We start from the raw sequence: 12,703 nt of genomic DNA on the forward strand, positions 1-12,703 counted from the left end.
CTCGGCAATTACAGATCGTCTGTACGATGCCGCCACATCGAGGAAGCTAACAGCGCCCAACCAACTAAGAAACAGAACCCCCCCATTGGCGTGATAATACCGAGCACCTTTACTCCGGTAAGTGCATACAGGTACAGCGACCCCGAAAACAGCAGGATACCCGCGATAAATAACCACGCTGCCCAGTCGAGCAACGGCGATTTCACCCAGTTACCGGCAAGTGCCACAGCGATCAGCGCAAAGGTATGATAAAACTGATATTCCACGCCGACATCAAAGATTTTAATCAGCTCTGGAGTGGTCACCGCTTTCAGACCATGAGCCGCAAACGCCCCGAGTGCCACAGCTAAAAAACCACTGATGGAGGCCAACATAAACAGGCCTTTTTTCATAACAAACTCCTGATAAACGACAGTGATCCATCGATCACTTTGGCATAATTCATTGCTAATGAGGTAGCAGCAGCTTTTCGCGGAACAAAGCTGTGGTCGCCATCATCAACAAAATTGAGATTTAACGAAGTTGGCAAATGCCATTGTGGTATTTGGACTTTACCACCAAAACTATCGCGTTCTCCCTGAAAAATCATTAATGGTAGCCGACATTGCTGCAGTGGCTCCAATCGCGGCAACAATTTACCTTTAGGCAAAAATGGATAACCCAAGCAGATTACACCGCGCACCTCGGCCAGCAAATCTTCTGAGGCCAACATGATTGCCATACGTCCGCCCATAGACTTACCCATCAGTATTATCTGGTCAGGTGCAAATAGTTCTGTGACTAATCGCAATTGTTGTCGGAAATTCTCCAGTAACGCCGGTGCGCGATCTGGTGGGCGCCGTTTGCCATCAAGACGGCACTTTGCCATATAGGGGAAATTAAACCGGACAACATCTAGGCCATTTGCGGCAAGACCTTGAGCAATAGCCACCATAAATTCGCTGTCCATATCTGCCCCAGCACCATGGGCGAATAGCACCACAGTGTTGCTGTCAGCATTGCCCTTATCTACCCGCCAATTATCCGGGTAACAACTCACTGCGGGACTCCTCGGCAAACATATCCAGCATCCACTCCCGGAACGCCACTATTTTTCCAAGCTCAGCATGTTTTTGCTGACACACCAGATAGTAAGCATCTTTGCTGACCAACACTTCTTGGAAAGGACATACCAACCGCCCGGCCAGGATGTCCGGTCTTGCTAGCACGCTGTAACCCAGCGCCACGCCCTGACCATGAGCTGCGGCCTGCAACACCAGAGAAGAATGACTGAAAATAGGCCCTTGATTTACATTAACGTCCGTGACGCCACATTGCCGGAACCAAGCCTGCCAATCATGGCGACTCATATCATGCAGTAATGTATGAAATTTCAGATCTGAGGGTTTCTCTAACGGCTTAGGACCTTTGAGTAACAATGGCGAACACACAGGGATCAACACTTCGTTACGCAATTTATCTGAGCGCAATCCCGGCCAATTACCTTGACCGTAATAGATAGCGACATCAACATCATCGGCTAATGAATCTGTGGCGCTGTCAACGGCCTTGATACGTACATCAATATCCGGATTTTTCTCGCTGAATTTTGCCAAGCGGGGTACCAGCCACTGAATCGCGAAACTGGGCGGCATACTGACCGTTAATGAGCCAATAGCACTGCGCGCTAACAATCGGTCAGTGGCATCAGCTAATTGCCCAAAAATGTCTTTGATTTCGAGAAAATAACTCTGTCCCTCTTCCGTCAGCAACAACGAACGATTCTTACGGCGGAACAATTTCAGCCCCAGAAAATCTTCCAATGCTTTAATCTGATGGCTAACCGCCGCTTGTGTCACAAACAGTTCCTCAGCTGCGCGGGTAAAACTGAGATGACGAGCAGCAGCTTCAAACGCTTTAACGGCATTGAGCGGGGGAAGTCGCTTTGACATGAGCATCCATTCCAAATTTTTAATTAGTTTTTCTAATCCAGATTGTTACATTTAATCATGTGAGAGTGCCAGTATTTTTATCTGGATTCACCGAAACTGCACAGTTCAGCAACTTTATGGCCCCGAATTGCCTACAAAAAAGCCGCATCACTTGATGCGGCCAGTTTGCAAAACAGCGAATTAAGGTCGATAAACCTTCACATTGTCATAGCCCTGTTCCAATAAATACAAGGCTTGCAGTTTACTCATTACCCCGCGGTCACAATAAAGCAGGTAAGTCTTGCTGCTATCGAGCTCCGCAAATGCACTGGATAACTTAAAGAATGGAATATGAAGCACCTCAGCGCCAGCCACCGCCAATGGATGACGTTCTTCCTCTTCAGGGGCGCGGATATCCAGCACCACCTGCTCAGCGCCGACGCTGGAGACAGTTTCTGTTTCGGTTACTTTGGTATCCATTGCTTTTGGTATCTCCCGGATATCAATCACTTCTGCAGCTTCCAGGACTTTATCCAGCATGTCCGGAGAAAATTTAAGTTCTTCAGCTTCTACTTTTGCCAATACTGCTTTTACCGTTGGCCGCTGAGAAATAACACCACAATATTCTGGCATCGATTTAGCAAAATCTTCAGTACCAATTTTGCGGCTCTCATTGATGATATCTTGCTTATCCATGGTAATAAGTGGCCGCAGGATCAAGGTATCAGTACAACGGTCAATCACATTGAGGTTAGTCAGGGTCTGACTGGACACCTGCCCCAGACTTTCGCCTGTCACTAACGCTTGAATTCCCATGCGTTCAGCCACCCGACTCGCCGCACGCATCATGCAACGTTTCAAGATAACCCCCATCAGGCCGTTATCAATACGTTCCAAAATTTCTGCCACTACCGGTTCAAAAGGAATGGTGACAAATTTAACTCTATGGGATTCACCATAGGTTTGCCACAAATGATGCGCCACCTGCTTCACGCCGATTTCATGCTGCGCACCACCGAGATTGAAAAAGCAGTAATGGGTACGAGCCCCTTTCTTAATAAACTGGAAGCTGGACACCCCGGAATCGAAACCACCAGAGATCAATGACAACACATCTTCCTGAGTCGCCATCGGGAAGCCACCAAGACCCGATACTTTTTTCTCCACCAGATACAGCTTATCGTTGTTAATCTCCAGATTAACAGTGATCTCCGGGTTCTTGAGTTTTACACCGGCAGCTTCTGTATGCTGATTCAGTCCACCGCCAACATATTTTTCCACGTCAATAGAGGTGAAATCATGATGTCCGCTACGCTTAACCCGGACACAGAAGGTCTTACCTGCCAGTTCATCGCCAAAGGCTTTCAAGGTATGCAGATAGATATCGTGTACAGTTTGGAAGGTGTATTCATTTACACGAGCAACAGTCGCGATCCCTGGGATACAAGTCAGGCGTTCGCCAACACTGTCCAGCAGTTCTGGTTTGTCCTGTGGTACCCCGACCATGATGCGGTCCCACTGTCTTACCACAGTGACACCTTCATCAACTTTTTTCAGTACATTCCGGATATTAGATTCCAGCATTTTAGTGAAGCGCAAACGTACTGGCTTGCTCTTCATCATGATTTCGGGGTACAGCTTAACGATAAACTTCATGGATTTTCCGCAGCATAAAACGAGGTCAAAAACGCAATCGCGGGATTATAGCAAAGTGACAGGAACAGTCCCAGCATCGCGGGAAAAGTCTTCCAGTAACAACCAACCTGCCCAAGTGCCGGTTGGTTGTTACTGCTATTGGGCTTGATTGGGCGTGACCTGAAGTTCATCCGATAACTTGGCTTTGCCTTGTTCAATTGCAATCTCTACCCGACGATTACGGGCACGATGTTCAGCACTGTCATTCGGCACCAGTGGATTGGTATCAGCGAGGCCCTCCACTTTCATGCGTTCAGGATCAAACCCTTTCACCCGAATAAGTTCGTGCGCGACCGCTAAGGCTCTTTGCGCTGACAGATCCCAGTTCGACTGATAGAGCTCGTTGCTGATCTGGATATCATCGGTATTACCGGATACCGTCACTATGCCAGGCACATCTTTCAGTAACTCACCAATCGCCCGGATCACCGATTTAAATTGTGGCTGCAAAAAACCTGAACCGGAGGCAAAAGAGCCTTTTTCCCGGATGCGAATGATGATCTGTTGTCCCAAAGACTCAATTTCGATGGCACCATCAACGATTTCCTTGTTGAGCTTTTCTGCCATTTTTTTCGCTTGATCGTTAACCTGCTTTTGCGTGGCTTCATACTCTTGAGTACGTTTGGCCTCGGCTTGTTCCTGTGCCGTTGCCGTTGACTCACCACCACGCTGGTCACCGCGCTGCTTCTGAATACCACCGGCGCTTTCATCGTCACCCGCCTGGAAGGTCAACGTCGGCTGCGTCATTTCATTGGTTTGCTGGTTTATCACTTCAATCGGTGACGGATCCGGACGCCCGGGGCGGAACTCCAGCGCAATCACCGAAGTTCCCTTGGGAATATCCTTGACTTCAACTTTGTTCTGGACACCAAAGGCATATTTCATTGAACCAGCGATTTGCTTAAATTTAAGCACGTCCATCTCGGAAAAAGACAGCAACAGCACAAAGAAGCACATCAGCAATGACATCAGATCAGAAAAGGTTGCTAGCCAAGGCGGTGCTGCGGGTGGACAGTCAGGACACTTTTGCTTCGCCATGACGCTATTCCCCGCTCGTGGTTTCTATCTTACGTTTCTTCTCAGCCAGATAGTTTTTCAGGAAGCTCTCGATGACGCGCGGGTTCTGACCATCCTGAATGGCCAATACCGCATCCATAATCAGGTTGCGATTAAGCATTTCTTCGCTCATACGCAACGCCAGTTTGTCAGCTATCGGCAGTGCCAGCAGGTTCGCCATCAACGAACCATACAAGGTGGTCAGCAAGGCTACAGCCATTGCGGGACCGATTGACTTAGGGTCATCCATGTTAGACAACATCGCCACCAACCCCACTAAGGTACCAATCATTCCCATCGCCGGGCCAACATCCCCAAACGCCTTAAAGATAGCGATGCCGGATTTATGCCGCTCTTCGGTCAGTGCAATGTCCTTTTCCAGCGCTTCTCGCACAACATCGCCATCATGCCCATCCACCAGCATGTCGACAGCTTTCTGCATAAAGGTATTAGAGATCTGGGCTTCTTCTAATGCCAGGAAACCGCCTTTACGGGCAGCATCTGCCATAGTGACCGACTGTTCAATTAGATCTTCTGGATTATCCAATTTGAAGATAAAGGCTTTGGCGGCAATCTTCATCGCACCGAGATATTGCTTGAGATTGAACTTCATCATCACCACAAAGAGAGAGCCAACGAACACAATTAATACCGAAGGAACGTCAATGTAAACGGAAATACCGCCAGCGCTGACCATGGCCCAGAACATCACACCAAATGCGCCAATAATGCCTATCAGGGTTGCTAAATCCACTGTTGCTCCTCGAGTCTGTACTGTCGTCCCATCCGCTCACCCATCGACCAGCAGGATATCATGATGCAAAATCCGGAAAACTGGCTGTCGCTTGTCCAAACACAGCCACGGAAAGGGAATGTCACGCTTTTCAACGGCTTCTATTTCTGTTTATCGGACCAAACTTAGGCAAGTTTAGAGGGATTTTATTCCGGGGCGAAAATATTTTTGTCGCAAAGCGTGCTTTTGAGCAAATTACCAGCGCTGGCATTTGACCCTACGCCAGCGCTGCTATAACGTGTCAACCGATAAAACTGCCGCCAGTCCTAACCTGACCCCTTTGCAGACCCTGCCTCGATTCCGCAAGAGGATCGCTGGTATACTCTGTCCGCAGTGTTAATCCAAGGAAAACAACGTGGCTAAAAAACCTGAGAATCTCAGTTTTGAAGAATCCCTGAATCAACTTGAACAGATAGTGACTGAGCTCGAACAGGGTGAAGTGTCGCTGGATGATGCGCTCAAGCAATTTGAACGTGGAATTAATCTGGTCCGCAGTAGCCAAAATAAGTTAGAGCAAGCGCAGCAAAAGGTTGCCATCTTATTATCCGATGATGCACAAGCGCCACTGAGTCCATTTGATGTCGAGGAAGAGTAATTGTTAACTGATGCCATCAATCGCTGCCAACAACGTATTAATCAGCATCTTACTGCAATTTTTGACGCGCTGCCGGTCAGTGAACCACGATTACAAGAAGCGATGCGTTACGGTGTCTTGTTGGGTGGTAAACGAGTTCGCCCGTTTTTGGTCTATTCCGTGGGAGAGATGTTAGGTGTTGCTGCCGAGCGCTTAGATAATTGCGCCGCAGCCATTGAATGTATCCACGCCTATTCGTTGATTCACGATGATTTGCCCGCCATGGACAATGATGAATTGCGGCGCGGCCAGCCAACAGTTCATGTCGCATTTGACGAGGCAACAGCCATTCTCGCCGGGGATGCGTTGCAGACATTGGCGTTCGAACTGATCAGCCAAGAAACTGGCGATTTCAGCGCCCAGCAGCAACTCCTCATGATTAAGGCATTGGCCAACGCCTCAGGCTATCTCGGCATGTGTGGCGGGCAAGCACTGGATTTGGCGGCGACAGATAAAGAAATCCCGCTGAGTGAGCTGACCCGCTTACACCGTCTAAAAACAGGTGCCTTAATTCGCTGTGCAGTGCAATTAGCTGTTATTGCTGCCAACGTAGATGCACAACAGCGTCAGCAACTATTGGCCTATGCTGATGCCATCGGACTGGCATTTCAAGTCCAAGATGACATTCTGGATATCACATCCAGTACCGAAGAACTGGGCAAACCACAAGGTTCCGATACCCGTTCCAACAAGAGTACATACCCTAAATTATTGGGATTAGCTGGGGCAAAAGCAACGGCTGAAGCGCTACTAAAAGAGGCACTATCAGCCTTGGGGAATTTGCCCTACAATAGCCGACTAATTGCTGAATTCGCTCGCTATATTATTGAGCGGCGAGTATAAAAGAGACAAAAGTAGCTCCTTATGAGTCTGGATATCACTCAATTTCCGGTATTGGCCCAAGCCAATACACCCGAAGAGTTGCGCCAGTTGCCACAGGCATTATTGCCGCAACTTGCCGACGAACTCAGGGCTTTTTTGCTGCAATCCGTAGGGCAATCCAGCGGCCATTTTGCTTCTGGATTAGGCACAGTGGAACTTACCGTAGCACTTCATTATGTGTATAACACGCCGTTTGACCGATTGGTGTGGGACGTCGGCCATCAGGCATATCCGCATAAAATCCTCACTGGACGTCGCGATCAGATGCACACCATTCGCCAAAAAGGTGGACTGCATCCATTCCCATGGCGCGGCGAAAGTGACTATGACACCTTCAGTGTCGGTCACTCCAGTACCTCAATCTCGGCGGCGCTGGCAATGGCAATTGCTGCAGATAAAGAACAGGCAGGCCGCCGCGTTGTCGCGGTTATCGGTGACGGAGCCATGACTGGTGGGATGGTGTTTGAAGCCATGAATCACGCCGGCGATCTGCACAAAGATATGTTAGTGGTACTTAACGATAACGAGATGTCTATCTCCGAAAACGTAGGTGCACTGAATAAACACTTTGCCCAACTGATGTCAGGCCGCTTCTATTCCAGTATTCGTGAAGGCAGTAAAAAAGTGCTGCAGGGAATGCCGGTTATCAAGGAGATGGCTCGCCGGACGGAGGAACATCTTAAGGGTATGATGGTTCCGGGCACCTTGTTTGAAGAGCTCGGTTTTAATTATATCGGCCCTATTGATGGTCACGATGTGAATGCACTAGTGGAAACCCTGCGTAACATGCGCAATCTGGGCGGGCCGCAACTGCTGCACATTATGACCAAAAAAGGCAAAGGCTATGAGCCAGCGGAAAAAGATCCTATTGGCTGGCATGCCGTGCCTAAGTTCGATCCGAGTCAATTCCGCAAACCAGCCACCAAACCTGGCTTACCCACCTTCTCTGAAGTGTTCGGCAAATGGCTGTGTGATATTGCCGCAAAAGACGACAAAGTGGTTGGCATTACTCCAGCCATGCGTGAAGGTTCTGGGATGGTGGAGTTTTCTCAGAAATTCCCGGAACAGTATTTTGATGCGGCGATTGCCGAACAACATGCCGTAACCTTAGGTGCCGGATTTGCCGCTGAAGGCTACAAACCTGTTGTTGCAATTTACTCCACTTTCCTACAGCGCGCCTACGATCAGGTTATTCACGATGTGGCCCTGCAGAAACTGCCGGTGTTGTTCGCTATTGATCGCGGTGGCATTGTCGGTGCAGATGGTCCAACCCATCAGGGTGCTTTTGACATGAGCTTCCTGCGTTGTGTTCCCAATATGGTGATCATGGCACCTTCCGATGAAAACGAATGCCGGCAAATGCTGTATACCGGATACTGTTATCAAGATGGACCGGCAGCGGTGCGATATCCTCGTGGCAGTGCCACCGGTGCCCATCAGGAAGAACAGATGACAGCGCTGCCCATTGGTAAAGGCGTGCTTAAGCGTCAGGGGCAGCAGCTAGCTATTATTAGCTTTGGGACACCGTTGGCTGCTGCGCTGGAAGTGGCAGAAGAAATGGATGCTACGGTTGCGGATATGCGCTTCGTGAAACCGTTAGATGAAGCCTTGCTTACACAGTTGGCTGAAACTCACGAAGTGCTGGTTACTCTCGAAGAAAATGCCATTATCGGTGGTGCCGGTAGCGGTGTGCTGGAATTCCTCGCGAAAAAGCAGCTGCGTAAACCGGTGTTACAGTTGGGCTTGCCTGATGAATTTATCAAACATGGCAGTCCGCAGGAGATCGTTGAAGAACTGCAATTGGACGCTCCCGGGATACGAGCCCAGATAACGGCATTTTTGAAGCAATTAAATGCCTAAAACATAAGGCCAACCAACTAAAAAGGTTGGCTTTTTTATGTGATCCGTCCACATCTTCAAAAGCTTCCGCGCTATAGTTACACTGATAACTCTTAAAAACGCGTTGCAGTCATTTAGGTGAAGGGGAATGGCAGTCAAGGAAAGCTGTGCATTGATGTTAGGGGGTGGCGGTGCCAGAGCCGCCTATCAAGTTGGCGTGCTTAAAGCGCTGGCACAACTGTATCCACGTAATCACGGTATCCCTTTTGATGTCATTTGTGGCACCTCCGCCGGTGCCATCAATGGTACCGCGATGGCAACCCATGCCTCTTGTTTCCACCTGGGAGTAAAAAAACTCGAATGGATCTGGCGCCATCTGGATACCAGTCGGATTTATAAATCCTCCATTCCCGGCGTGTTGCAACATCTCAGCGCGATGTTCTTAAAGGGAATGCAAACAGATCTGGCCAACACCGATGCCGGCAGTCTGTTGGATAATGCCCCATTACGAGATTTACTGAACGAGCTGATTAATTTTGAGCGGATAGACCGTAATATTGAAAATGGTCATTTAACGGCTATCAGCATTGACACCTCGTGTTACAACAACTCCCAATCCGTAAGTTTTTTTCAGGCCAAGAGCGAATTAGATGATTGGCGCAGAGCTCGCCGAAGCGGCGTACGCACAAGGCTTAACACTGAACATCTGATGGCCAGTTCCGCAATACCGTTAGTATTTCCCTCTATTCGTTTAGGAAAATGGTACTACGGCGATGGTTCTGTGCATCAGTTGGCGCCGCTTTCCTGCCCCATTCACCTGGGGGCCAGTCGGATTATGGTAATTAACCTGGAAAGCCCGCATAAACAACAACCGAAAGATCTGGAATATCATCCAAAAACCGCTACGGTTGCAGGTCATCTGCTGGATACCATATTTTCTGATACGTTAAATAGCGACCTGGAACGTCTGACCCGCGTTAACGGTACGCTATCATTGATCCCCCCCACCAGTCGTGAACTGCTGAGCCTGAGAAACATTGATACATTAGTCATTAAGCCCAGTGAAGACCTGAGTGAAATTGCCAAACGTTTTTACATGGAGATACCGTTTGCAATCAGGCGACTCCTGGGACTTATCGGCATTAACAGTCAGTCAGAGTCCAGTATCGTGTCATATTTGCTGTTCGAAAAAGCCTATACTGGAACCCTGATTGAACTGGGGTTCAATGATGCCATGACCCAGATGGACGAGATCAAAGCCTTTTTCAATATTGCCCGCTAATTGCCGTTTCGTTTTGAGAAACACTAGATGATGTTTTTCTGTCAGTCGCGTTTACGCCGCGATTGGCAGCTGAAGGTTTAGTGTCAAATTCTCGACATTGCACAGCTTGCCAAAAGCCCCTTTTATTGAAATCCGATGGTTACAAGACGTATAAAAAAGGCACATATTTTGCTTATGCCAGAATAACGATACCGGCAGCAGTGGAGTATTCCATTTGGACTATATCAGTAATATCAGTGGATTCAGTGGTTCTACGGAACAGTGGCGTGATGAGTCTCGCCATGTTTCTGAACCATTTGAACCACTGCAACTGTTACAGAAACTTCACAGTAGTCTTGACCCACGGACAGTGTTCGCCTGTTACGGCAAACATTTGCAACGAGATTTGCCGCTGTATGGCATCTATTGCAAATGTGGAGATATCGAACTGCGATGGGGCCGGATGAAAGGCATAAAACTGACCCATGAGATCCAGTTAGGTGATGACATCGCTCAACTTGAATACTGCTTGCCCATGCCATTGAGCCTGGGAGAATCGCTGTTGCTCCAGCAAGTTGAAGCGCTGTTACCCCAACCGCTATTCAATGCCGCCCGGTATCAGAAAATGGCATCGCAGGCGATGTTCGACGCCTTAACCGGACTCGGCAATCGCCATTTCTTTGGTCAGGCATTCCGCACAGTGCTTGCTCGTGCGCAGCGTAATCGTAATCAGGTCAGTTTGCTGTTAATGGATCTGGATAACTTTAAACTGCTCAATGATAACAAAGGTCATCATTATGGTGATCAGGCACTGGTGCGCTTTGGGGAAATTGTGCACCGTTGTATCCGCCGCTGTGATCAACCCTTCCGCCTAGGCGGGGATGAATTTGCGGTTCTGGTGGAAGGTGATGCCTCTGCGGCCGTCAGCATTGCCGGCCGAGTACTGCAACACATGCAAACAGAGGCTATTTTCAACCAACATAACGTGGGTTGCAGCATGGGTATCGGCAACTGGCAACCGTTATTGAATCAGGACCAGTTGTTCAATAAAACTGACGCGGCGCTCTATCGGGCCAAGAGTGCTGGCCGCAATGGTTACGCTATCGCAGATTGATATCTGTCTTCGCTAAAAAGGCGCCAAATGGCGCCTTTTTATGCAGGTTACAATCCTCGCAACTGTATTCGTCGTAAGAATTCAGTCATGATGCGATCGTACAACAGGTCGCCATAGAACAGATCTTCAATCCCATGATCAATACTTGGATTATCATTTATTTCAATCACATATGGTTGACCATCAACTTCTTTCAAATCCACACCGTAGAACCCAGAGCCAATGAGATTCGCCGATTTCAGTGCCGCATCCACTACCTGTGACGGCACTGTTTTAAGATCCTGCGCATCATAACTACCACTGGTGAACTTACCGTTTTTGTGGTGTTCGTAAATCTGCCAGTGGCCACGACTCATGTAATAACGGCAAGCATATATCGGCTGACGATTGAGAATACCGATACGCCAGTCGAAAGGTGTAGGCAAATATTCCTGCGCCAGGATCAAGGTACTGTGTTCAAAAATACGCTTGGCTTCTGCGCGTAAGCTATCAATATCCTTAACCTTAACCACCCCCAGAGAAAACGCACCATCCGGGACTTTAAGTACCGCTGGCAACCCTATCTCCTCCAACAAAGTTTCTTCCCAATTTGGATCCGACTCGTTAAGGATCAAGCTCTTAGGTACTGAAATCTTGTGGTTCAGCAACAGTTCTGTCAAAAATACCTTGTTGGTACACTTCATAATGGATTCCGGGTCATCCATGACCACCAGTCCCATTTGCTCGGCATTTTTGGCAAAACGGTAGGTGAAATTGCTGATGTTAGTGGTCGCCCGAATAAACAAGCCGTCAAACTCGCTCAAACGACTCATATCTCGGCGTCCCAATAACTGCATATCCATACCGATACGATTTGCCGCTTTGATAAAGCGTTTAATGGCACCGTTGTTGGAAGGTGGCATCTTTTCATTTTCATCCACCAACATGGCCATCTCGTACCGATAAGATTTTTTGCGTTTAGGTGCACGCCATACTTTACGGGAAAAAGCTTCCAGGTAATTAGCAAACAGATCCTGTTCTGAATCGGTTAGTTGTTGAAATGGAAAGGGGGCGATATGACTGACTTGCCATTTATCGCCCCCTTTAACTAATTCGACATCCAGCACAGGTACGTTAAAGCGTTCAAAAATTTTGTGTCCAATCCGTTCCAGTTCCTCGCGCTCACTCTGTCCAAAATACAGTTTAAATCGCAGACGAGTCTGTTCCGGCGAGAGTCGGTCCAGTCCCGATTGAGGCAAACTGAAAAATCGGTCCTGTGACAGATCGTTAATCGTCATCACAGAGGGGATCACCCGATGTCCTCGAGCTTCGGCCATCAGAGAACAGTAATACCCAGTAGTGAGATAGTCGTAACTGCGGCACAAATTTAGTACCTGCACACTGTTGTTGTCAGTAAACGCCCCCATATTAAGATAGTCGTTTACTGTCACCATACTGTCACTGGGCAGATACGGTCGCCAATCACTGGCGTCGTCAGTTACGATAAGCAGTTGTGCCATAAATAATTGTTGCCTCCCAA

Annotated in this window: 12 protein-coding genes; 5 read left to right on the forward strand and 7 right to left on the reverse strand. The window is 48.4% G+C overall.

Going from position 1 to position 12,703, the window contains the following annotated elements; genetic code table 11:
- Positions 1-8 precede the first annotated feature (8 nt).
- From KDN34_RS11480 to pomA, 6 genes are all read right to left on the reverse strand, one after another.
- Complete coding sequence (locus tag KDN34_RS11480; RefSeq protein ID WP_212593909.1) at positions 9-392, reverse strand: DUF423 domain-containing protein; 384 nt, start codon at positions 390-392, stop codon at positions 9-11.
- The gene (locus tag KDN34_RS11485) at positions 389-1,039 is read right to left on the reverse strand and encodes an alpha/beta fold hydrolase (protein ID WP_228730324.1); all 651 of its coding nucleotides are present in this window, start codon (positions 1,037-1,039) and stop codon (positions 389-391) included. The genes KDN34_RS11480 and KDN34_RS11485 overlap by 4 nt, the downstream gene beginning before the upstream one ends.
- Complete coding sequence (locus tag KDN34_RS11490) at positions 1,020-1,931, reverse strand: transcriptional regulator GcvA (RefSeq protein WP_212593910.1); 912 nt, start codon at positions 1,929-1,931, stop codon at positions 1,020-1,022. The genes KDN34_RS11485 and KDN34_RS11490 overlap by 20 nt, the downstream gene beginning before the upstream one ends.
- 180 nt (positions 1,932-2,111) lie before the next feature.
- On the reverse strand, positions 2,112-3,566 hold the full coding sequence (gene thiI, locus KDN34_RS11495; protein WP_212593911.1) for a tRNA uracil 4-sulfurtransferase ThiI: 1,455 nt from the start codon (positions 3,564-3,566) through the stop codon (positions 2,112-2,114).
- Positions 3,567-3,701: 135 nt separating this feature from the next.
- Positions 3,702-4,643, reverse strand: coding sequence for a flagellar motor protein MotB (locus tag KDN34_RS11500; protein WP_212593912.1), 942 nt, complete (start codon positions 4,641-4,643; stop codon positions 3,702-3,704).
- Between the two features lie 4 nt (positions 4,644-4,647).
- Complete coding sequence (pomA, locus tag KDN34_RS11505; RefSeq protein WP_212593913.1) at positions 4,648-5,415, reverse strand: flagellar motor protein PomA; 768 nt, start codon at positions 5,413-5,415, stop codon at positions 4,648-4,650.
- Between the two features lie 394 nt (positions 5,416-5,809).
- On the opposite strand from pomA, the gene xseB reads away from it, so the two are divergent.
- From xseB to dgcS, 5 genes are all read left to right on the forward strand, one after another.
- Positions 5,810-6,049, forward strand: a complete 240-nt coding sequence (gene xseB / locus KDN34_RS11510) for an exodeoxyribonuclease VII small subunit (protein WP_212593914.1) — start codon at positions 5,810-5,812, stop codon at positions 6,047-6,049.
- Positions 6,050-6,931: a (2E,6E)-farnesyl diphosphate synthase gene (gene ispA / locus KDN34_RS11515; RefSeq protein ID WP_212593915.1), complete on the forward strand. Its 882-nt coding sequence runs from the start codon at positions 6,050-6,052 to the stop codon at positions 6,929-6,931. It begins immediately after the preceding gene.
- A 21-nt stretch (positions 6,932-6,952) separates the two neighbouring features.
- The gene (dxs, locus tag KDN34_RS11520; protein ID WP_212593916.1) at positions 6,953-8,830 is read left to right on the forward strand and encodes a 1-deoxy-D-xylulose-5-phosphate synthase; all 1,878 of its coding nucleotides are present in this window, start codon (positions 6,953-6,955) and stop codon (positions 8,828-8,830) included.
- A 127-nt stretch (positions 8,831-8,957) separates the two neighbouring features.
- Positions 8,958-10,091 carry a patatin-like phospholipase family protein gene (locus KDN34_RS11525; RefSeq protein WP_212593917.1) on the forward strand — a complete coding sequence of 378 codons (1,134 nt, stop codon included), beginning with the start codon at positions 8,958-8,960 and terminating at the stop codon, positions 10,089-10,091.
- A gap of 214 nt (positions 10,092-10,305) precedes the next feature.
- Positions 10,306-11,184 (forward strand): diguanylate cyclase DgcS, encoded by an 879-nt coding sequence (dgcS, locus tag KDN34_RS11530; RefSeq protein ID WP_212593918.1) that lies wholly within the window; start codon positions 10,306-10,308, stop codon positions 11,182-11,184.
- A gap of 47 nt (positions 11,185-11,231) precedes the next feature.
- Here dgcS and KDN34_RS11535 read toward each other — a convergent pair whose 3' ends face one another.
- The gene (locus tag KDN34_RS11535; protein ID WP_212593919.1) at positions 11,232-12,683 is read right to left on the reverse strand and encodes a RimK family protein; all 1,452 of its coding nucleotides are present in this window, start codon (positions 12,681-12,683) and stop codon (positions 11,232-11,234) included.
- Positions 12,684-12,703 lie beyond the last annotated feature (20 nt).

Source organism: Shewanella yunxiaonensis (assembly GCF_018223345.1).
In the GTDB taxonomy this organism is placed as follows: Bacteria; Pseudomonadota; Gammaproteobacteria; order Enterobacterales; family Shewanellaceae; genus Shewanella; species Shewanella yunxiaonensis.